Annotated in this window: 18 protein-coding genes, 1 tRNA gene and 2 pseudogenes; 12 read left to right on the forward strand and 9 right to left on the reverse strand. The window is 61.5% G+C overall.

The features are described from left to right. The first annotated feature begins 213 nt into the window (after positions 1 to 213). The 3 genes from F4U94_RS21600 to F4U94_RS21610 all read left to right on the forward strand — a co-directional run bounded on the left by F4U94_RS21600 (position 214) and on the right by F4U94_RS21610 (position 2779). Positions 214 to 1011 carry a SapC family protein gene (locus F4U94_RS21600; RefSeq protein WP_120249916.1) on the forward strand — a complete coding sequence of 266 codons (798 nt, stop codon included), beginning with the start codon at positions 214 to 216 and terminating at the stop codon, positions 1009 to 1011. 294 nt (positions 1012 to 1305) lie between these two features. Further along, positions 1306 to 1380 (forward strand) — tRNA-Glu (locus F4U94_RS21605). 163 nt (positions 1381 to 1543) lie between these two features. After that, positions 1544 to 2779: a tyrosine-type recombinase/integrase gene (locus tag F4U94_RS21610; RefSeq protein WP_150412213.1), complete on the forward strand. Its 1236-nt coding sequence runs from the start codon at positions 1544 to 1546 to the stop codon at positions 2777 to 2779. Positions 2780 to 2838: 59 nt separating this feature from the next. Here the strand turns inward: F4U94_RS21610 and F4U94_RS21615 are convergent, their stop codons facing one another. Beyond that, positions 2839 to 3042, reverse strand: a complete 204-nt coding sequence (locus F4U94_RS21615) for a helix-turn-helix transcriptional regulator (protein ID WP_093082076.1) — start codon at positions 3040 to 3042, stop codon at positions 2839 to 2841. A 423-nt stretch (positions 3043 to 3465) separates the two neighbouring features. On the opposite strand from F4U94_RS21615, the gene F4U94_RS21620 reads away from it, so the two are divergent. Next, the gene (locus F4U94_RS21620) at positions 3466 to 3891 is read left to right on the forward strand and encodes a type II toxin-antitoxin system RelE/ParE family toxin (protein WP_249042094.1); all 426 of its coding nucleotides are present in this window, start codon (positions 3466 to 3468) and stop codon (positions 3889 to 3891) included. Continuing rightward, positions 3881 to 4201: a helix-turn-helix domain-containing protein gene (locus F4U94_RS21625; protein ID WP_150412230.1), complete on the forward strand. Its 321-nt coding sequence runs from the start codon at positions 3881 to 3883 to the stop codon at positions 4199 to 4201. The genes F4U94_RS21620 and F4U94_RS21625 overlap by 11 nt, the downstream gene beginning before the upstream one ends. A 330-nt stretch (positions 4202 to 4531) precedes the next feature. Here the strand turns inward: F4U94_RS21625 and F4U94_RS21630 are convergent. From F4U94_RS21630 to F4U94_RS21650, 5 genes and pseudogenes are all read right to left on the reverse strand, one after another. After that, a pseudogene (locus F4U94_RS21630) lies at positions 4532 to 5287 on the reverse strand (IS91 family transposase); the annotation flags it as partial. Between the two features lie 263 nt (positions 5288 to 5550). Next, on the reverse strand, positions 5551 to 6597 hold the full coding sequence (locus tag F4U94_RS21635) for an IS110 family RNA-guided transposase (RefSeq protein ID WP_150412214.1): 1047 nt from the start codon (positions 6595 to 6597) through the stop codon (positions 5551 to 5553). 75 nt (positions 6598 to 6672) lie between these two features. Next, positions 6673 to 7122, reverse strand: a pseudogene (locus F4U94_RS21640) (IS91 family transposase); the annotation flags it as partial. 4 nt (positions 7123 to 7126) lie between these two features. Further along, positions 7127 to 8032 (reverse strand): tyrosine-type recombinase/integrase, encoded by a 906-nt coding sequence (locus F4U94_RS21645; protein ID WP_150412215.1) that lies wholly within the window; start codon positions 8030 to 8032, stop codon positions 7127 to 7129. Positions 8033 to 8718: 686 nt separating this feature from the next. Continuing rightward, complete coding sequence (locus F4U94_RS21650; protein ID WP_150412216.1) at positions 8719 to 9918, reverse strand: IS256 family transposase; 1200 nt, start codon at positions 9916 to 9918, stop codon at positions 8719 to 8721. A 318-nt stretch (positions 9919 to 10236) separates the two neighbouring features. Between F4U94_RS21650 and F4U94_RS21655 the strand changes: the two genes are divergently transcribed. After that, on the forward strand, positions 10237 to 10635 hold the full coding sequence (locus F4U94_RS21655) for a hypothetical protein (protein WP_150412217.1): 399 nt from the start codon (positions 10237 to 10239) through the stop codon (positions 10633 to 10635). A gap of 332 nt (positions 10636 to 10967) precedes the next feature. Here the strand turns inward: F4U94_RS21655 and F4U94_RS21660 are convergent, their stop codons facing one another. Then, the gene (locus F4U94_RS21660; RefSeq protein WP_150412218.1) at positions 10968 to 11555 is read right to left on the reverse strand and encodes a hypothetical protein; all 588 of its coding nucleotides are present in this window, start codon (positions 11553 to 11555) and stop codon (positions 10968 to 10970) included. 729 nt (positions 11556 to 12284) lie between these two features. Between F4U94_RS21660 and F4U94_RS21665 the strand changes: the two genes are divergently transcribed. The 3 genes from F4U94_RS21665 to F4U94_RS25200 are packed head-to-tail and all read left to right on the forward strand — an operon-like array spanning position 12285 to position 14418. After that, on the forward strand, positions 12285 to 12908 hold the full coding sequence (locus F4U94_RS21665; protein ID WP_346266173.1) for a hypothetical protein: 624 nt from the start codon (positions 12285 to 12287) through the stop codon (positions 12906 to 12908). Continuing rightward, positions 12905 to 14068, forward strand: a complete 1164-nt coding sequence (locus F4U94_RS21670) for a HEPN domain-containing protein (protein ID WP_249042095.1) — start codon at positions 12905 to 12907, stop codon at positions 14066 to 14068. Before F4U94_RS21665 ends, F4U94_RS21670 begins: the two co-directional genes overlap by 4 nt. Further along, the gene (locus tag F4U94_RS25200) at positions 14035 to 14418 is read left to right on the forward strand and encodes a hypothetical protein (protein ID WP_249042096.1); all 384 of its coding nucleotides are present in this window, start codon (positions 14035 to 14037) and stop codon (positions 14416 to 14418) included. Before F4U94_RS21670 ends, F4U94_RS25200 begins: the two co-directional genes overlap by 34 nt. Here the strand turns inward: F4U94_RS25200 and F4U94_RS21675 are convergent. Next, the gene (locus F4U94_RS21675; protein ID WP_056682481.1) at positions 14415 to 14645 is read right to left on the reverse strand and encodes a conjugal transfer protein TraD; all 231 of its coding nucleotides are present in this window, start codon (positions 14643 to 14645) and stop codon (positions 14415 to 14417) included. The two genes, F4U94_RS25200 and F4U94_RS21675, sit on opposite strands and share 4 nt — an antisense overlap. A 22-nt stretch (positions 14646 to 14667) precedes the next feature. Then, on the reverse strand, positions 14668 to 14973 hold the full coding sequence (locus F4U94_RS21680) for a conjugal transfer protein TraD (protein ID WP_150412219.1): 306 nt from the start codon (positions 14971 to 14973) through the stop codon (positions 14668 to 14670). 173 nt (positions 14974 to 15146) lie between these two features. On the opposite strand from F4U94_RS21680, the gene traA reads away from it, so the two are divergent. The 3 genes from traA (at position 15147) to F4U94_RS21695 (ending at position 20292) form a co-directional block, all read left to right on the forward strand. Next, positions 15147 to 18140, forward strand: a complete 2994-nt coding sequence (traA, locus tag F4U94_RS21685; RefSeq protein WP_150412220.1) for a Ti-type conjugative transfer relaxase TraA — start codon at positions 15147 to 15149, stop codon at positions 18138 to 18140. Positions 18141 to 18157: 17 nt separating this feature from the next. Beyond that, positions 18158 to 18910, forward strand: a complete 753-nt coding sequence (locus tag F4U94_RS21690) for a DUF6118 family protein (protein WP_150412221.1) — start codon at positions 18158 to 18160, stop codon at positions 18908 to 18910. Positions 18911 to 19296: 386 nt separating this feature from the next. Further along, a complete protein-coding gene (locus F4U94_RS21695) occupies positions 19297 to 20292 on the forward strand; it encodes a DUF4238 domain-containing protein (RefSeq protein WP_150412222.1) in 996 nt (331 codons plus the stop codon). Positions 20293 to 20363 lie beyond the last annotated feature (71 nt).

Raw genomic sequence — 20363 nt, forward strand, 5'->3', positions numbered from 1 at the left:
GCCCGGCCGCCCATCAGGGTACCATGTCTGGGCGGCCGGGCGGGGGAGCGGGCCGGTGCAGATGCGCCAAGGGCGCTTTTCCGAACAGCCTCTGAGCGCGGGTCGCCTACAAACAGATTGCCTCCATCGGGCAAGGCCATTATCGCCCTGCCCCAATATCAAGCCCGCGGCCCGCATGAGAAAAGCGGTCCGCACGTAACAGGATGACCCGAAATGGCCAGCGCGCCCGCGAATAACCTGCCGATCTTCTACAATGACCTTCAGCCGCTCAGCAGCGTGGACCATGTCGACTATCGCACCAAGCCGGCCGATTCGGCGCCGTTCCTGACGACGCAGCATGCCATTCCGCTGACCGTGGACGAATTCGTCCCGGCCCAGCGTTTCGCCCCGATCATCTTTTCGGCAGGCGACGACAGCGTACCGCTGCTGCTGATGGGCCTTAACGAAGGCGTCAACGTCTTCGTCGATGATGAAGGCAAGCTGCGCGGCCCCGCCTATGTCCCGGCCTATGTTCGCCGCTATCCCTGGATGCTGGCCAAGCTGCGCCCCGACAGCGACGACCTGTCGCTCTGCTTCGATCCCACCACGCCCACCATCGGTGCGTTCGAGGACGGCCAGCCGCTGTTCGAAGATGGCAAGCCCAGCGAGCTGACCCAGGGCGTGATGAAATTCTGCGAGGATTTCGAGCAGGCCGCTGCCCGCACCGGCCAGTTCGTCCGCGACCTTCAGGAAATGGACCTGCTGATGGATGGCGAAGTCGCGATCCAGACGCCGCTGGCCGAGCAGCCTTTCATCTATCGCGGTTTCCGCATGATCAACGAGGAAAAGCTGCGCGACCTACGCGGTGATCAACTGCGCAAGATCAACCAGAACGGCATGTTGCCGCTGATCTACGCCCACCTCTTCTCGCTGCAGCTGATGCGTGAAGTGTTCGAGGGCCAGGTTGCGCAGGGCAAGGGGCCGATCGCTGCCCCCGCCATCGAAGCGACGCCGGAAGCGGCCAACGCCTGAATGAGAAATTAACCCGAAAGGGTTTGAAAAATTGATAGAAAAGGCGTCGCATCGCCCCTTGAAAGGCGATGCGACCTGCCCTATCTATCAAACATGCGATGCACCTGCCCCCCTTTCGGGTGTGTCGTATGGGCGCCTTCCCCTTTGGAGGCGTCTCCTCCCTGAACCTTGGCCACCCCATGCTTGCATGGGGTGGTTTTTTATGGGCTGTCCCGGATGGGCGTGGGTTTCGCTTGACGGGGCCAGCCCCCCTGCCTAAAGGCCAGCCCCTGCCGATCGCCCGGAGCGATCCATGGCCCCTTCGTCTAGCGGTTAGGACGCGGCCCTCTCACGGCTGAAACACGGGTTCGATTCCCGTAGGGGTCACCAAAATACTCTCCCAGAGAGTATCAGAAGGTGCCGGGATCGGCGGATTTCTGCGGTTTTTCATGGTATAGGTATCCCATACGGAGCGGTCTCGGACCACCAGATACCAACAACTTGATGGTATGTCTGATGGTAGCGCGGCCCTCCTCGAAAAGGAGATACCATCATGGCGCTCACCGCCGCTGCGATCAAAAACGCCAAGGGCAAAGCCAAGCCCTATAAACTCACCGATAGCGATGGCCTTTTCCTCTATGTGGCACCCAATGGTGGGCGCTACTGGCGGATGAACTATCGCCACCTTGGCAAACAGAAGACGTTGGCGTTCGGGATCTATCCCGACATCGGCCTTGCCGACGCCCGCGAGCAGCGCGACGCCGCCCGCAAGGTGCTGGCAAAGGGGAATGATCCCGCCGAGAAGATCAAGCTGGATCGGATTGCCGCGACCGTGGCCGCGTCCAACAGCTTCAAGGCGGTTGCCGACGAATGGTTGGTGAAAGTCGAGCGCGAAGGCCGCTCCGCCGTAACGATGAAAAAGCTGCGCTGGCTGCTGGCCTTCATCAATGCGTCGCTGGGCAAGCGCCCTGTCACCGCCATCACCGCACAGGAGGTTTTGACCATGCTGCGCAAAATGGAGGGCAAGAGCCGCTACGAGACGGCCAAGCGCCTGCGCAGCACATGCAGCCAGATATTCCGCTACGCCATCGCCACGGCGCGCGCTGAGCGTGACGTGGCAGCGGACCTGCGCGGGGCGCTGATCGCGCCAAAGCCCATCCACCGCGCCGCGATCACCAGCGCGGATAATGCGGGCGGATTGTTGCGCGCCATTGAGGCGTTCGAGGGCTTTGCAAACACCAAAGCAGCGCTGCAACTGCTCCCACACGTGTTCGTGCGCCCAGGCGAGCTACGCCATGCCGAATGGGCCGACTTCGATTTTGACAAGGCGCTTTGGACCATCCCGGCGCACAAGACGAAGATGCGCCGCGCCCATACTATCCCCCTTTCCCGGCAGGCATTAGCGATCCTTGGCACCATCGAACATGATGCCGACTATAGCCGCTACCTGTTCCCGTCGCTCCGCTCGGTGGACCGGCCCATGTCGGAGAACACCATCAACGCCGCCTTGCGGCGCATGGGCTTCGCACAGGATGAGATGACAGGCCACGGCTTCCGGGCGATGGCGGCGACCCTGCTCAACGAAATGGGACGATGGCATCCCGACGCAATCGAGCGGCAGCTTGCCCATTGCGACAACAACGCGGTGCGTCGCGCATACACGCGAGGCGAATATTGGGACGAGCGGGTCCGCATGATGCAGCACTGGTCCGACCATCTCGACTTCCTGCGCGACGGGCAGAAGGTCGTAACCGGAAAGTTCGGTAAGGCGAAGAGCCAAGCCGCCTGATCGCAAGCCGTCGATGTTGCCGTGCCCATGCCTGCAACAGGTTGGGCACGGCAACATGATCAAACGCCCAACTCTTCGCGATAGCTTACCGGATCGGCAATCCAGCGGTTGATGGCGGACTCGCGCCAGCCAGCGCCGTGGACGCTGATCTTCACTTGGCGTGGGAAAGTGCCTTCGCCCATCTTGCGATAAAGCGTCGTGCGGGAAAGCCCTGTGCGGGCGAGTACGGTTTTCAGGCGGATGATACGATCACTGTTGGTCATGGGGCAGTCTCTTCAAATCAGAATGTTGCACGCGCCCCCGGCCACGAGCATTGGATGCCTTGCCGTCCCGGACAAGAGTGTTCCGGGCGTGCTGGCAGCTACGCTTTCATGGATCGGTGAACGCTGGCGGCAGTTGGCGGTCGGCGGCGGAAGACGGCGGAATTTGGCGTAGGCTTCTCGCTGATGACAATCAGCGAAGATTTTTTCCCATCCTGTACCAAAGTTTCACGCCAAGCCTTCGCATCCGCCCCGTTTCAGGGACAGCCAGCAAGCGTTAGGTCGAGTCGTTCATTGGAGGCTCCTTTGAAAGGACCACCGTCGGTAGCGTCGTGAAGCAAACCCATGCTCACCCGCAGCCTATGCGCTGTCAAGAAGGCCGATACCGTGTCGTTCCTTCCCATCCATGTTGAACTATAACGCTAAGTGTTATATTCAGCTACAGAACGCAGGAGAACCGCCATCGCGCGCATCTTCAAAAATGGTTGGTTCGAGCGCTTCGCGCGAAAAGAGCGGATTGCCGATGCCTCGCTTCGTGAAGCCGTGCAGCGCGCAGAAAGCGGCTTGGTGGATGCCGATCTTGGCGGCGGTGTCATCAAGCAACGGGTCGCACGCGCCGGACACGGCAAGTCGGGCGGCTACCGGACGCTGATCCTGTTCCGGCAGGGTGACAAGGCGATATTCGCTTTCGGGTTCGCCAAGAGTGCGCAGGCGAACATATCAAAAGCGGACCTGGCCTTGCTCCGCGACGCGGCGAGCGAGGCACTGGAATGGAGCGCTGGGGAACTGGACCGATTGGTAGCGTTGGGAACGCTGGTGGAGATAGACGATGGGGACCGTGATGAAGGATAAAGGTTATCGCAGCGAGATTGCGGGCGCGATCCATGAAATGATGAGCGACGCTCACGACGCGGGCGTGGTGTCGCGCGCGACGTTGCGTACATTCGATGAAACGTGCCTCGCCCCCGCCCCCACGCTGGTAGGCGATGAAATTCGGGCGATCCGCGAGCGTGAGCATGTCTCGCAGCCGGTGTTCGCCGCCTATCTCAACGTCTCGCGCAATCTCGTGTCGGATTGGGAACGAGGCGTTAAGCGACCCGGCGGCCCTGCCCTGCGCCTTCTGTCCATTATCCAACGCAAGGGATTGCAGGCGGTCGCGTAGCTGTCGCTGTCGGCAAAACCCGTTTGTCGCAAATTGTGAAGGGTTTCGGGCGCTTGCGTACGAAAGCCTCCAGTGCAGGAACCCGCGGGCCCCATGTGCTGGTCTATGGGTAAAAAGGCTTTGGGATGGTGCTGGCGGGTAAGCGCTGCCGATCCAGAAGTGCCGCTGCTGGTCCGATCAACGTGATTTCGTGCGGCGTCAGATTGCTAGGTGCGTTTGTTTTGCTGGCCGGTGTGCCCTGGGCCCGGCGTAATTCTATGATGGGCATGCACTGGGTCATCGGCCAGGACACCATGGGCGTGACCGTCATGCAAGGCGAGCCATGCCGGATCATGGCGCATGTCTCCGGGCGGGCGGCGCTGGCTGCGGCGGAGCGCGCGGTTGGTACCAGCGGACGAGGGTTTCGACGATAGTCATATGCCCGCCGCAACATGGGCATGGCGGTCGATGATCGGGCAGCTTGTCGGGTTCGGGTTCCTCGATCGGCGCAGCAACGCCCAGCAGCCTGCGGGCGAGCGCCATGGCCTCCTTGTGGGATGAACTGGCGAGTAGGCCGTAATGCCGGATGCGGTGGAAGCCGCGCGGCAGGACGTGGATCAGGAAGCGGCGGATGAACTCGTCGGTCGCCAACATCATGACCTGCTGGCGTTCAGCACTATCGCGGCGATAATCCTTGTACCGGAATGTCACTCCGGCCTCGTCGAAGCCGATGAGGCGCCTGTTCGAGATGGCAACGCGGTGGGTGTAGCGCGAGAGATAGGCCAGCACTGCCTGCGGTCCGGCAAAGGGTGGCTTGGCATAGACCACCCAGCGCTTCTTCCGGATCGGGGATAGATGCCGCAGGAAGGCCTTGCGTGTCGCCAGGCTCGCCAAGGTGTTGAAGAAGGCCAGCTTCCCAGCGTCGAACAACGCCAGCAGGCGTGTGAGGAACAGTCGGCGGAACAACGCGCCCAGCACGCGCACTGGCAGTAGGAAGGCTGGACGTGACGAGATCCAACGCTTGCCGTCCAGCGTGATACCGCCGCCAGGTACGATCATGTGCACATGCGGGTGGTGAGTCAGTGCCGAGCCCCATATGTGGACGACCCCTTCTTACAAGGTTATTTGGGCATTAATTTGATCAGATCGCTTGCTTCCATATGTCCGGCCTTTTTGCGCGCTCGAGTGAGCGCTGGCCAAGATGGTTTCCGCGGCGTCGGTTCCAGCCAAGTGTGCGACCTCGAAGGCCAATGGGGCTACCGGATTTTCCTACGTCGGGATCGATCGATCACACCATCTGCTTTTTCCTTGCAAGTTCGGGCATCGGCTCAGCGCGGTTACATCTTCTTGCTCCCCGCGCTGGCTGATTTTTATGCGGTAATGACCATCGCGACTGGCGCAGTTTTGCCGGCGTAGTTTTGGCCAGTGATCATCAGCTTCCAAGCTATCCGGGCCATTTTGTTTGCGAGAGCAACGGCGACGAGCTTGGGCGCTGTGCGCTTGAGCAACTGTTCCACCCAAGGTGCAAAGGCGTTTTTGCTGGTGCCCGCGGCGACATGCCTGACGACCGCTGTGGCGCCCGCCACAAGGACGCTGCGCAACCCTTCATCGCCTGCGCGGGTGATCCCGCCATGCCTGACTTTTCCGGCAGTGGAGTGGTCTCTCGGTGTCAGGCCGATCCAAGCAGCGAACTGGCGCCCTGAGGCAAACCTCTCCGGCGCGGGCGTCTTCATCACGAGCAAGGCGGCGCCGACCGCAGCGATGCCGGGGATTTTCGCCAGGCGGTTGCAGTGTGGCTCAGTTTTTTGCCACGCTGCGAGCTTGGCATCGACCTCCGCGATTTTTGCTTGAAGCTGCTTATATTCCCCCGCGTGGGTCGCAAATAATTCGCGGGCCAATAAAGGAAGGCTGTTGTCAGCTTGCAGCCGATCAAGCAATCGCCCCAAGTGATCAATGCCTCGCGCGGCTGTCAGCCCGAACTCTGCAGCAAAGCCGCGAATCGCGTTCGAGAGTTGCGTCTGGTTGCGGATCAACCGGTCACGCACACCCATCAGCATCAGCACGGCCTGCTGATCAGCTGTCTTTACTGGCACAAACCGCATGGTCGGTCGGCTCATCGCTTCGCACAGCGCTTCGGCATCGGCTGCGTCGTTCTTGCCACGTTTGACGTATGGCTTAACTAGTTGCGCGGCTATCAGCTTCACTTCGTGACCGAATGAGGTGAGCAGACGCGCCCAGTGATGCGACGCACCGCACGCCTCGATTGCCACGACGGTCGGCGACAGTTTCTCGAAGAACGTCACCATGTCCTTCCGACGCAGCTTGCGACGAAGAATTATCTCCTCGGCCGCATTCACTCCATGAAGCTGAAAAACACTCTTCGACGTATCCATTCCGATTCTGATAAGCTGTTCCACGGGCGGCTCCCTTGTTTGAGCGTTGACAACTCATTCTGGCACATTCGATGCCGTTGGGGGTCGTCCACTCCAACAGGTGTGCAGGACGGCGGTGATGCCGACCCGCGCGCCGAGGTGTTTGGGATCGGCGCCGATGGTCAGCATCGTGTCCGCAGCTGCGCGGAACAGCAGGTCATAGACCACCGCCTTGTTCTGCCAGGCGATGTCAGCGATCTCGGCGGGCACGGTGAACACGACGTGGAAGTAGCCGACCGGCAACAGATCAGCCTCGCGCGCGGCCAGCCAGGTGCGCGCTGCGGCGCCCTGACATTTGGGGCAATGCCGGTTGCGGCAGGAGTTGTAGGCGATACGCCAATGCCCGCAGTCGTCGCAGGCCTCGACGTGGCCGCCCAGCGCGGCGGTGCGGCAGTTCTCGATCGCCGTCATGACCTTGAGCTGGCCGAGACTGAGATGCCCGGCATGGGCTGCGCGATACGCTGGCCCGGCGCTACGGAAGATGTCGGCGACCTCGAGTGAGGTGCGCACCGGTTCAACCGGAAGGACCCCTGCCTTCCATCACGGCAACGATCTGGTCGAGCGGACTGGCCACCGCCCGCATGGTCTTGCTCGAAACCTGAGTATAGATGCCGGTGGTGTTGATGTTCACGTGTCCCAGCAGGACCTGGATGACGCGGATATCGACACCCTGCTCGAGCAGGTGAGTGGCGAACGAATGCCGCAATGTGTGCGGGCTTACCCGCTTGTGGATCTCGGCGCGCTCAGCTGCTTCCTGCACGACGCGATGCAACTGGCGCGCTGAGACCGGATCCGTGCCGTTGCGGCCAGGGAACAGCCAGCCATGCGGCAACATCACTCCGCGCCGCTTGCCTTCGCGCCACCATTGGCGAAGCAAATCGAGCAGGTGCGGTGAGAGCATGGCGTTGCGATCCTTGCGTCCTTTGCCCTGCTCGACACGGATGATCATGCGCTCGCTGTCGATGTCATTGACCTTGAGGTGGGCAACCTCCGAGACGCGCAGGCCCGCGCCATAGGCAACGCTGAGGGCTGCTTTGTATTTGATGCCTGGCGCAGCCTCGAGCAGCCGCGCTGTCTCCTCAACGCTCAAAACCACCCGCAATTTGGGTGTGAAGCGAACGACGACAAGCCCCAGCGCCATCTCCGGTCGCTTGAGAGTTATACTGAACAGGAAGCGCAGTGCCGATACGGCTCCATTGATTGTTGCCGGACCAACGGCGCGTTCATGCTGATCAATCTGAAAGCGCCGGAGGTCTTCGATCGTGGCCGTATCGGGAGGGCGACCGAGAAACGCGGCAAATGATCGGACGTGCCGGATATAGTCCTTCTGCGTGTGCTCCCCAAAGCCACGCATCGTCATGTCCTGCAACATACGCTCGCGCAGTGAATTGTTCGGGGTCGGGGAAGTGATGGCATCCATGGTGAGTTCCTTTCCGTTGAAGGAACTCCACGGTCGCAAGGCGACATCGCCGCTCGCAAAGCCTGAACAATACTACGCTACGTCACCCCAAGCGACCCTCCCGCGGAGCGGGTTCGTGCTCTGGCCGATTTCGGAATGTCGCCTTACCGGCGGGTAAGAAGGGATAGCCGCCGGTCCTCTTTAGGGCAGGCGACACGATCATGGGCGGAAATGGCTGCCTGTCGCCCATCGACCATTCCCGGAAGTTAAATCGAGCTGACCATGTTCTCTATAGCGGACATACCGGCCTCACAGTAGCGTATCCCGATGCGGATTATCCTCGTATTCTTAGCGATCGCGCTATCCGGATGCGATGGACAGGATGCTGGGGATATACCGTTGGGTCCGGACACCGGTTTTCGAGATGGTAACCTCGTGCAATTGACCAGCGCTGGATCGATAACGTGGAACGGTATGATACTTACCAATGCCGAATTAAAGACCTTCCTTCGCCAAGACGCTGCACTGCCACCGGGCGCTGGCCGGCTTTGGGTAGAGTTTGATCCCAAAGCCCCACCCGAACGTGTCCGGTTTGTCCGAACAGAGGTTATCAAGAGTGGGCTTTGCGAGCAAAAGCGGATCGTGTCCCACCTGATGGTGTAGGTTCGCCGGCGTAGCCTTTGCGATCTCCGGCTAAGCCGGGTTGATCATGCTGCCATGGCAGGCAACGTGATGATGGCATTATCGCTTAATCCCAAGACGCTCTCAAGTGTCATGTAGCGGGAGCGCTGGACCGCCCATTCATCATTTTGTTCGAGCAGTATAGCGCCGACGAGGCGGGTGATGGCCTCTTCATTGGGGAAGATGCCGACGACGTCGGTACGCCGCTTGATTTCGCCATTGAGCCGCTCGATCGGGTTATTGGAGTGTAATTTGGTGCGGTGTTGTGCGGGGAACGTCATGTAGGCCAGCACATCTTCCTCCGCGCTGTCCATCAGAGCAGCGAGTTTTGGCACGGTGGGGCGTAGCTGATCGGCAACGCTGCGCCACTGGGCTTTGGCGGTTTCCGGGGTGTCCTGGGCGAAGGCGGTGGCAATGAACGCCGACACGACCCGGCGACCGCTCTTGCCTGCATGGGCCAGGGCGTTGCGCATAAAATGGACGCGGCAGCGTTGCCAGGTTGCGCTGAACACTTTGGCGACGGATGCTTTGATGCCCTCGTGAGCATCGGAGATGACCAGCTTCACGCCGCGCAAACCGCGGCGGGCAAGGCTGCGCAGGAAGTCGGTCCAGAAGACCTCGGCTTCGGAATGGCCGATCGCCATACCGAGGACTTCGCGCCGGCCGTCACTGTTGACGCCGACGGCGATGATGACAGCGACCGAGACGATTCGGCCGGCCCGCCGGACCTTTATGTAGGTGGCGTCCATCCAGAGATAGGGCCAGTCGCCTTCGATCGGGCGATCGAGGAAGGCCTTCACACGTACATCGATCTCCTCGCACAGCCGGCTGACCTGACTCTTCGAAATGCCGCTCATGCCCATGGCTTTGACCAGATCGTCCACCGACCGGGTCGATATGCCCTGAATATAGGCTTCCTGAATGACGGCGGTCAGGGCCTTCTCCGCTAGGCGGCGCGGTTCGAGAAAGCCGGGGAAATACGTGCCTTTGCGCAGCTTGGGGATCCGCAGCTCGACGGTGCCGGCGCGTGTCTCCCAATCCCGGTCGCGATAGCCGTTACGCTGTGCGAGACGCTCGGCATCTTTCTCGCCATAGGCAGCGCCTGTCAGGCCGCCCACTTCCAGTTCCATCAGCCGCTGCGCGGCAAAGCCGATCATGTCGCGCAGAAAATCGCCGTCCGCACTCTTCCCAACCAGGGTGTGCAAGTCCATCTTGTCAGCGGTCATCGGTGGTCTCCGTGAGTTGAGTGTTGCAACCCAAACTTACCGAAGTTCGCCGATGACCACCCGCGAAACTGACCGGCCGCTACAGCGCTTTATCGGTGAGCGCGCGTCCGGTCAGCTTCGCTACCGGCGGAAGCTACACCACGTTGTGGGGCACGATCCAAAAGCGTTGTGTGGAAGGTAAGTGGGGGGCGAAGCGGCCTGTCATCAACTGACCGCCGATACCGACCAAATTGGGGCATTTAGTACAGCAGTTTGCAATGCTAATAGCTGTCGCCGGTCAAAAGGCATACGGCTAGCGCGGATGCCGGAGGTGAATAAGTGTTTAAATGGCTGAGAAGGAAGTATACTCTGGAAGTTGAGCGGCCGGAAACAGCGGTGTTTCACTTCGACAAAGTAGACCCGGTTGAACCGTCACCACAGTTTGGCAACACTGGCCCTGAGGGATGGGGCTTTACTCTATGGGGCTCGCCGGATGGCGAAGAGTTCATGTACCGTCATCTGCTTGAGACTTTTGCTAAGCAGAACCCTGATGCGCGCCTTGACTTACCGGAATGGTCCGATTGCGAAGACCTTATCGAGGGCGAACTAGTCTGGCGTTCCCAGTATGTTTGGGTTTGGTATGAAACCGTGCTCTCTCACATTTGGCTCTGGTCCGCCAAAAAGGATGTGATCGACAGTTTGCGAGGTGCAATGTTGCCTTTAGCGAAGCCAAGCTGATCGGCAGCCCATGCCGGCTCTGCCTCGTCAGCGTCCGAAAGCGGACCCTCGCTTACCCACCGGTCAGCGCCGTTCTCGCGTTCGATTTCATGCGGATATAGACCGGACCGGCAGCACCGGCGCGACTCGCCACGTCTTGGACCCGGCTAAATCGCCGGGAGGATGGAGAGCGGACAGGCAGCTTTCAAACCTCCACCACAGCAAAGCCGACACCGAATGCCCGTGTCAAAACGCATCAGGTTTTGGTATCGGCGGATTACGCGGTTTCCTGCCCTTCTTTGGTCGATGCAAAACCTGTGAGTTTTGCATCACGAACGGGGAAAAGCGGGTGGTTAGCTGCCGTTCGGCGACCCCACGCGGTAAACCGAAAAGATCGTGTAAACACCCTCCTCGCATCCACCGCCGAAGGAGCCAGAATCGATTGCGGCGACCGCTTCCTCAAGACTACCGAGCAGGCAATGCTCGTTCACCGGAAGGTCTTTTGCGACAGAGTTGCAAGATAGCGGAGAATGACTCAGGTAGTCCTCGAAAACCACCACATCATAACCAAGCAAAGTCGTGCTGCCTTCCGGTGGAGGTTCTACGGCGTCCGAAACGGAAGACGAAGGGGTAGGGCTTCTCGGCCGCCACTGCGATGCGTCAAAGGTCCAGCCATCGGACGGCAGCTCATATTCGTAGGCAGTGTAGTAAAAGAGAACAGTCCCTTCGGTGTCCAAATCATCTTTGAAGGCCAAGGCACTGAGGGTTTCCGGCGTGTTCGCTAGCCCGAAGGTATTATGCTGCCATGCTGCCTGCACATCGACCAAATTATCGTTCACGCAATCAGCGACGCTGCACACATTCTTGATGTGGTTCGGTTCGACATCGAGCCAGCCCGGCGGAGGCGCGACACGCTTTAAGAGGTAACCGGCAGGCAGCATTGCGCCTCATATCCTAAACGCTGCCCGTCCGCTATTGAGTGTCAGCCGACCGCTGCGCTGATGCAAAACTTTTAATTTTTGCATCACGAATGGCTGGTTTCGGGATTTAACAGACCGGTCTGGAACGACGGACTTTGGTCGACGGCCGACCGTCTACTTTTCCATCGGCGGAATGACCGCCTGAACCTGAACGAACGACCGCTGTCGGGAAATAGAAGTGAGCCGCTGGACGGCGAGAAGTGGCGCATCGCCGCCTGTCAGAGAATATTGGTGATAAACCTCAGACGTTCGCGGTGGTCCGTAAATCTCTGTAACGGGACCTGACCATTGCTGGGTGTTCGACAATGACCGTTTCGGGTTTTGGTCAGGGTGGGATGCCCCCTAGCCAGCCTTCCCTTGCTCGTTTTCGCGCCGTTCGACCTCGCGCTCCAACACCTCCCGTATGAAGGCCGCACGGCGCTGCCGCCCCACCAGCTTGTCAATCCGATCACCGAGACCCTCGGGCAATCGGATATTCGTCGATTTCACGTTGAGCGGTGGCCTTCCCATACTTGTGTCGTAACCGCGCGTTTCACCCGTTCAATCAGAACCAGAATAACCGGTGCCGGTTATTGATCATAGCCTTCCTTTTATGCTATAAGCGGTGCCGCTTAATACTTCGAACGCATCCTCGATGCGGCCGGGACGGCGAACTGAGGAAGGCAGGCCATGATTTCATCCGATTCTCGCTTGAGTGATTCGCAGATCAGCACCTCGCGCCGCGCTCTACTGCGCGGGTTGGCAGTCGCTCCGGTGGCGGCATCTGTCGTTGCCTCCGCCTGGGGTGGCACATTGGCGGCGCTGCACCGGCGCTACGATGATGAACCCGCGAGGATAGAGCGGACGAAAGAGGGGCGAAGCATAAGCCGTTTCCGCTATCACAATGCGGAACGGTGGATGACCACGCTGGAAGCGGATTTCCTCATCGAGCCGCGACATGCAAAAGAAGCGCTGCATCAGGCGGGTTTCGTGACCCAACAGGCCCTGTGCGCCTATCTGCTGGATATGGGCTTTGCCGATACGTGGAACGCGAGCCACATCAGGCAGGATATCGCCAAGGCGCTGGCCTACGCCAATGCCTGCGGCTTTGGCCATGATTGCCCCGACATGGCGCGGTTGGCGGCGGTCCTCTCGCCCTATTGGAAATGGGGCTATCATTATCATGAATGGGAGGAAGACCGGCCCCGCACGGGCGGCTTCATTCCCGCCACGATCACGCCCCTTGTCCGTGCCTTGGTAGATCGCGTGCATGACGTGACCGGCCACCCGCGCCCGAAGGGTTGCCAGCGTCGCCCACAGGAGGCGCGGTCATGATGCTGCGCACTGATGCCGACCATCTGCCCGCGCCGATCCGTGAGGAACTTCTTCACGTCGCCACAATCGTCTTCGAGGCGTTTGAGGAAACGACCAAGGGCCGATGTTCCGAACATTTCCGGGCGGGCCGCATCCTTACCCTGATCCTGCATGGTCCCCATGCCGAAAAAGAATGGGAGGAGGTCGCGCCGGGGGAAGCGTTCCGCCTGCTGGCGATCGTCAACTATCCCCGCCTTGCCCGCAGCGAACGCGACTGGCGGGTGGTGCGTGACCGTCTTCGTCGCGCGTGGGAGCATGGCGAAATTACCCGCCCGGTGCGGCTGGCAGTGGAAAGCCTTGAGTGGATCAACGGCGCTCTTGTCGAAGGCGTCCCGCATTTCGTCACCATCGCAGAGCAGGGTATCGCGCTCTACCAGATGGAGGGCTTGCGGCTGAGAGAACCGCACCGCCTTCCGGAGCGGGAACGGGCTGTTCGGGGCGCAGCGGAGTTCATCCGGTGGCATAAGCGCGACACCGGACTTCTAGCAGGCGCGGCTTTCTATCGGGACCGGGGCGATGCGCCCATGGCGGCTCTGCTGTTGCATCAGGCGTGCGAGCATTTCTATCTGTGCGTCCTGCGGTCGATCAACCTGCACGCCCCGCGCACCCATGCGCTCGATGAACTGCGCGAGGCGGCGGAGGCGCTGGACCCGCGCCTATGTGCTGCATGGCCGCGAGACAGCCGCTTCGAGCGGCGCGCGTTCGCCTGCATCCGCCGTGCCTATGTCGAAGCGCGCTATGGGCGATCCTACCGTATTTCGGGTGAGGAACTGGCATGGGCGTTCGACCGGGTGAAGATATTGCAGGAACGGGCAGCGTCCGCCTGCGCGGATCATCAGACATTGCTTGCTGCAAGCCTGCCAGCGCCAATGCTTCCGCCGCCCACAGAGCCGACAACAGCGATAGCGCTTTCCCGGCCCGTGCGTCGCGCCAGTATGCTGCAACGGACATGGCCGATCGTGCGACGAGTTGGCCCACGACAGGGCCGATGGAATCCGCTCGTTTCCGTTCGCTGGTTCTGGCGCTCCGACAGGTGCAGGGGCTGGGTTGACCATCTGCCCTTGCGATTGTCTGCCTGTGCTTCTTCATGGCGGGTGCCGAGGCAACGCTATGGCGGGTAAAGTCCGCGCAAGTCGTCCGTTCCAAACCCGCCGACCTGTCCGCCGTACTGGACTTCGACGTGCGCGCGGACACGGTGCTTGGCGCGGTCATGGATGTTGCGCAAAGGGCGGGCTACCGGGTCAAGGCCAACGAGGACATTTGGGCAGTGCGGTGGACCGGAGCCTATCGCGCTAAAGCCACGACCTTCGACGCGCTCGCGGACATTCTCTATGGCTCCGGCCTGTATCCTGCGATCCGAGAAGACTTCACCACCGTGCGCTATTGCGACAAGAGCAGCCCGCCCATGGCGGCGATGGTCGAGTATCAGGCAGAACGGGACAGCAATGTGCGCTTGTCGGTTTCGCGCTAACTGCCGCCCTGTTCCGCTTCGAACGCCCGCTTGCCCTTGCGCTTCCACAGTGCAAGTGCGTTGGCGCGTTCCTCGCCGCGCAGCCGGTTGGCGACAGTAAGGAACGCGCCGTAAAGCGTCGCGCGGTCGTCGTCGGTCAGATCGACCAGCCCCGCCTTGATGACGAGGCCACCCAGTTCGATCAGATGCCGCGTTCTCTCCCGCCGCTTGACCTGCCAGTCTCGCATGTCGGTTCGCGCTTTCCGAGCCTCAAGCCGATGCCGCGCCGCCGTCGAGCGGGAGTGTGCCGCTTTGCTGGTTAGAAGGTCCGCCCGCAGGTTTGCCGCCTTTCCCGAGAAAGAACGCCGCGCCCGTCTTGCGCCATCCCTCCTTTGTCGCGGCATCTTTTACCGTGGCGGCATGGATCAATGCCCCGGCCAATATATCGGCGTCGAGCGCATCGGCCCCGGTCGCTGTCACCAGTTCGCCAAGTTGCCTCACGCGTCGTTCCCTTAGCGCCTTGGCCTTGTCGGCCAGGGCTTTGAGTTCCGAATCAAAATCGCGTGGCTTGCGCATCGTAAAGTCTCCATTGAGTGACGATGGCGCTATGATAAGATGATCCCTCCTCAAGCGCAGTAGAGTCGCCGGGACAGCCTGACACCGCCTAGTCCCGTCCGAGAAATTTTCGAGAAGGGCGCGCTTATACGTCGTTCCGACGTGCGCTTGAGCATAGTAGATGGACGATCGTCATGGCGATCTTCCACTTCTCCATTCAGGTCATCAGTCGCGCTGCGGGCCGCTCCGCCGTCTCCGCTGCGGCCTATCGCGCGGGCGAACGCCTGCACGACGAGCGCCTTGACCGCGACCATGACTTCCGCGCCCGCTCCGGCGTCGAGCATAGCGAAATCATGTTGCCCGAAGGCGCGCCGGAACAGTGGCACGACCGCGAGCGGCTGTGGAACGATGTCGAGGCATTCGAGAAGCGCAAGGACGCCCAGCTTGCCCGCGAGGTCGAGTTCGCCATTCCGCGCGAAATGACCAAGGCGCAGGGCATCGAACTGGCGCGAGATTTCGTGTCCGCTGAGTTTGTCGATCGCGGCATGATCGCCGACCTCAACGTGCATTGGGATATCGGCGCGGATGGCCAGCCCAAACCGCACGCCCATGTCATGCTCACCATGCGGGAGGTTGTGCAGCGTGAAGACGGCACCGCTGGCTTCGGCGCGAAGGTGCGCGAGTGGAACGATCATGCGAATGTCGAGCGTTGGCGTGAACGCTGGGAGACCCACGTCAACACGCGCCTTGCCGAACTCGACATCGATGCGCGCATCGACCGCCGAAGCCTTGCCGATCAGGGCATCGACCTGGAGCCGCAAAGCAAGATCGGCGGCCCCGCGCACCGGATGGACGCCCAGGGGCTGGAAGCCGACCGCGCCGAAATGCACCGCGAGATTGCGCGGGAGAATGGCGAACGCATCATCGCTGATCCCGACATCGCCCTTAACGCCATTACTCACCAACAGGCGACCTTCACCAACCGCGACATGGCAGCGTTCATCCACCGGCATAGCGACGGGCAAGACCAGTTCGACGCCGCCATGCGCGCGGTGCGCAATTCGCCCGACCTGATCGCCCTGGGCAAGGACGGGCGCGGCGACGAGCGGTTCACCTCGCGCGAGATGATCGAGACCGAACAGCGGATGAGCCGTGCCGCTGACCGGCTTGCGATGGACCGGAGCGATGGTCTCTCGGCGGCAACGGCCTACGCCATTCGAACCGCCGAGAGTGCGGGTCTTGTCCTGGGAGCAGAGCAGGAAGCCGCGTTGCGCCATGTAACGGGTGGGCGCGGATTGTCACTGGTGCTGGGTTATGCCGGGACGGGCAAAAGCGCCATGCTGGGCGTGGCGCGAGACGTATGGGAAAGTGCAGGGCTGAATGTTCGTGGCGCGGCGCTTGCGGGCATCGCCGCCGAGGGTCTGGAGAACGGTTCCGGCATCGCATCCCGCACCATCGCCAGCATGGAACATAGCTGGTCGCAGGGCCGCGATCTTTTAACCTCCCGCGACGTGCTGGTGATCGATGAGGCGGGCATGGTCGGCACGCGCCAGATGGAGCGCGTGCTGTCCCATGCCGCCGACGTTGGCGCGAAGGTCGTCCTTGTCGGCGATCCGCAGCAATTGCAGTCGATCGAGGCGGGCGCGGCTTTCCGCGCGATCCATGAGCGCCATGGCGGCGTCGAGATCACGCAGGTTCGCCGCCAGCATGAAGGCTGGCAGCAGAACGCCACCCGGCATTTGGCGACCGGCAGGACCGGCGAGGCCGTTGCCGCCTATGCCGACAAAGGCATGGTGCATCAGGCGGAAACACGCGCGGACGCGCGCAGCGATCTTGTCGAGCGCTGGGATCGCGAACGGCAAGCCGATCCGAACGCCAGCCGCATCATTCTGACCCACACCAATGCGGAGGTGCGCGACCTCAACGAGGCCGCGCGCGCCATGATGCGCGATGCGGGCGAATTGGGCGTCGAGCGCGAGGTGAAGACCGAGCGCGGTGACCGCCTATTCGCCTCTGGCGACCGCATCATGTTCCTGCGCAACGAGCGCAGCGTTGAGGTGAAAAACGGCACGCTAGGCACCATCGAACATGTGAGTGAAGGGCATATGTCCGTCCGCACCGATGACGGGCGTTCCGTATCGTTCGACACAAAAGACTATCGCGACCTCGACCATGGCTATGCCGCTACCATCCACAAGGCGCAGGGCATGACCGTGGACAGGGCGCATGTGCTGGCGACACCCGGCATGGATCGTCACGGGGCGTATGTCGCCATGTCCCGCCATCGCGATGGCCTAGCGCTTCACTATGGCCGCGACGATTTTCGCGATCAGTCCCGGCTTGTCCGCACGCTCTCACGCGAGCGCGGCAAGGATATGGCGACCGATTACAGACAAGCCGACCCCGCGAGGGAATATGCCGAGCGGCGTGGCATCAGCTTTGGCGAGCGGATCGCGGAAATCGTCAGGCCCATCGTGGAGAAAGCGCGTGGGATATTTGACAATTTCCGACCCACTATCCCGCCGCAGCAGGAACGCGACATTTTCGCGGACTTCCAGCCCAAGGCCGAACCGCCCGCCCAAGAGCGGGCCGTTCAGCGCCAGCCCGAACATACCACGCAGCCGTTTCGGGCTGGCGGCGTGCGCGGTGCGGTGGAGCGCTACGCCAAGGCGCTGGACGCAATCCAGCAGACGCGCGCGCAAGGTCTGGACGCTATGCCGCACCAGCGCGAGGCGTTCGACAGGGCGCGCGATGCACTGGACGCGATCCGCGCCGAAGGGGCGTCCGACCTCAATAGCGCTTTCCGCAGCAGCCCGGAGCTTGTCCGCGAAGCCGCGGAGGGGCGCGGCCAGGCCGCCGTGCGGGCGATGAGTCAAGAGACCGAAATCCGCATGGACCCCTTCCAGCGCGCCGACCGGTTCGTGAAAGGGTGGCAGCAATTGCAGCGCCATCATGCCGAGTTTGTGCGCGATGGCAATTTCCGGGGCGCGAAAAGTGCCGCGCAGCAGATGGCATGCATGGCGAAGAGCCTCGAACGCGATGCTCAGCTTGAATCGGTGCTTGGCCTGCGCAGTCGTGAACTTGGGCTTGAGATCGGCCAGCAGGCGGGCCGCAGCCTCTCCCACGACCTCGCATCCTCCATCCCCTTCGATCACGGACGCGACATCGGTCGCGGCATGAGCCGCTAACCCTAAGGAGACACGACATGGACGACGCGCAGAGCCTTTTGAACGAACCGGACCCGGAACCCCGGCCCAATGCCGCAGCAGAGGCGTTCGCGCACCTCTCGGAGCGCGTGGCCGCTATGGAAGAGCGGTTGGAGGGGCGCATGGCGGTGATGGCCCGCGCGCTTGAGCATATCGCAATCGAGAAGCAGAGCCTCGAATTCCCCGACTACGGCCCAACGCTTGCCAAGATGAACGGCTATCTCGCGACATTGGCGGGGCAGACGAAGACAATTATGGACGCACCCGCCATGCAGTTGACGCCGGAGGGCATGGCGGAGCGGATCGACGTAGCGGCAGATGCCGCACGAGCGACAGACAAGGCGACGATCAAGAAGTCGCTGGATTTCCATCATCAGGCCCATGCGGATTACATGCGCGCGATTGGAACCGTTCGGACCAAGCAGGAACAGCGCTGGCAGATGTTCTGTTGCGGCGGCGGCGTGGCTCTGGCCATGACGCTTCTGTGGCTGATCTATCCCGGCTGGGCGGCCAGCATCGGCCCGGAAAGCTGGCTCTGGCCGGAAAGGGTTGCCCGTCGCACGCTGGGCGAGCCGTCACTATGGGATGCTGGTATCCGCCTCATGCGTGCCGGTAACCCCGAAGGCTGGCGGGTGATTGTGGACGCCGCCGACCTGGCTCGTGAGAACCGCGATACCATTGCCACGTGCGAGAAGGCGGCCGCCAAAGCAGGCAAGCCGGTGCGTTGCACCATCGGCATCAGAAGGCGTTGAGACTCTTGGGCGCGACGGCCGGAATCTGGCGGTGACGCTAAACCTCCGATTTCAGTTATCGGGCACTTCTAGATTCCGACAGTGATTGTCGGTCAGTCGGTGGACAAGGCCACCGCGCAGAGTTCCGCACGACGGGAATTCGGGAAAAAGCATGGGCAACGTGCGAAATTGACGGGCCTTGCGTTTGACAGAATGCGCCAAATTCGGTCATTCACCAACTCGGCGCACAACGTAAAAAGCAGTCGCTCGTTGATCGCGCGTCGGCGTGCACGATTGGCGAAAAGCTTAATAGCGGTGGACTGACGCCAACTGCCCTTCTTCGAGATGCGCGAAGCGCCACATCACGACGTCTAGACACCGGTGAGCCTTGCCTTCAGCTTACAGCCATGAATCAGAAGCCATTAAAGACTGAGCTGCACCACTGGTGGCCGCGAACCCTCGCCGACCATTGGGCGGCTGCCGACGGCATGGTCTCAGTAGTCCGCCCGAAGGGAACCGTGCACCGCGCGCCGCCGGGCGCGTTCGGGGCGATCACCAATGCCCATCATATGAAGATGGGCGGACCGTGGGATTCGACCTTCGAACCGATCTTCAACGAACCCGACAATGAAATGGCCGCGTTCGTGCAATGGCTAGGTACGCTGGAGGCTTCGCTGGCGTCGCGCGATCAGCCGATGGTCGAGCGGATATTGCCGCAGCCGCTACCCGATGAACGCGCGGCGCAGATTGCCCGCGTAACCGCGTCGCTGCTTGCCCGCAGCCCAAGCATTCGCGCGTCGATCAAACGGACCACCGAGTATTACCGGCGCGACTTCGGCCTGGCCGATCCGACCGTTGATAAGACCCTGATCGCCGCGAACCAGCGCGGACTGTATGACGCCTATCGCAAGCGCATGATGCGCGGCCGCTGGGCAATTCTTTTTAGCGACGAGAGGGAGTTCATCGCCGGTGACGGCTTCCTGCACAATTTCCCCGCCTCGCAGGATGCGCTCAACTCCGGGCTCAAGATGGTGCTGCCGATCCTGCCGACGGCGACGATCGTCTATATGTCGCCGACGCAATATCCTACCGAGCCACGCCTCGTCACGCTGCGGCTCGGCGCTGAAGAGGTGGAGCGATTGAACGCGATCACGCAGGTTTATGCCAGCGACTTCCTTTTCTATCGCGACGACAAGCCGGAGCTTAGCGAAGCCTTTAAGCACGGTGAGCATCGTCAGTTCCAGTATCATGGCCATCACTGGCTTGATCCGCTGCTTGACGACCTGTCGCAGTATAATCGTTGGGGCAAGGACGGCGCCGCCGGCATCTCCAGCCGGCGTCCATATAGCGAATCGCTCGAAGGCAATCGCTGGCTCGACCGTTTCGTAGCCCGAGACGACTAGCTCAGGGTCCGCCCTTGCGGACGCTCGCCTCAGCGCCGTCAGCTCGGCACGCGCCTCGATAAAAGGCGACT

The sequence above is a fragment of the Sphingobium limneticum genome (genome assembly GCF_008710155.1).
GTDB lineage: Bacteria > Pseudomonadota > Alphaproteobacteria > Sphingomonadales > Sphingomonadaceae > Sphingobium > Sphingobium limneticum.

What these genes read in the sequence shown, in the direction of transcription:
- F4U94_RS21645 (WP_150412215.1), bottom strand. Translation starts at nt 8,032, where the DNA reads ATGGATGCCATCACTTCCCCGACCCCGAACAATTCACTGCGCGAGCGT.
- traA (WP_150412220.1), top strand. Translation starts at nt 15,147, where the DNA reads ATGGCGATCTTCCACTTCTCCATTCAGGTCATCAGTCGCGCTGCGGGC.
- F4U94_RS21695 (WP_150412222.1), top strand. Translation starts at nt 19,297, where the DNA reads ATGAATCAGAAGCCATTAAAGACTGAGCTGCACCACTGGTGGCCGCGA.
- F4U94_RS21650 (WP_150412216.1), bottom strand. Translation starts at nt 9,918, where the DNA reads ATGACCGCTGACAAGATGGACTTGCACACCCTGGTTGGGAAGAGTGCG.
- F4U94_RS21625 (WP_150412230.1), top strand. Translation starts at nt 3,881, where the DNA reads ATGAAGGATAAAGGTTATCGCAGCGAGATTGCGGGCGCGATCCATGAA.
- F4U94_RS21680 (WP_150412219.1), bottom strand. Translation starts at nt 14,973, where the DNA reads ATGCGCAAGCCACGCGATTTTGATTCGGAACTCAAAGCCCTGGCCGAC.
- F4U94_RS21610 (WP_150412213.1), top strand. Translation starts at nt 1,544, where the DNA reads ATGGCGCTCACCGCCGCTGCGATCAAAAACGCCAAGGGCAAAGCCAAG.
- F4U94_RS21615 (WP_093082076.1), bottom strand. Translation starts at nt 3,042, where the DNA reads ATGACCAACAGTGATCGTATCATCCGCCTGAAAACCGTACTCGCCCGC.
- F4U94_RS21690 (WP_150412221.1), top strand. Translation starts at nt 18,158, where the DNA reads ATGGACGACGCGCAGAGCCTTTTGAACGAACCGGACCCGGAACCCCGG.
- F4U94_RS21670 (WP_249042095.1), top strand. Translation starts at nt 12,905, where the DNA reads ATGATGCTGCGCACTGATGCCGACCATCTGCCCGCGCCGATCCGTGAG.
- F4U94_RS25200 (WP_249042096.1), top strand. Translation starts at nt 14,035, where the DNA reads ATGGCGGGTGCCGAGGCAACGCTATGGCGGGTAAAGTCCGCGCAAGTC.
- F4U94_RS21675 (WP_056682481.1), bottom strand. Translation starts at nt 14,645, where the DNA reads ATGCGAGACTGGCAGGTCAAGCGGCGGGAGAGAACGCGGCATCTGATC.
- F4U94_RS21660 (WP_150412218.1), bottom strand. Translation starts at nt 11,555, where the DNA reads ATGCTGCCTGCCGGTTACCTCTTAAAGCGTGTCGCGCCTCCGCCGGGC.
- F4U94_RS21600 (WP_120249916.1), top strand. Translation starts at nt 214, where the DNA reads ATGGCCAGCGCGCCCGCGAATAACCTGCCGATCTTCTACAATGACCTT.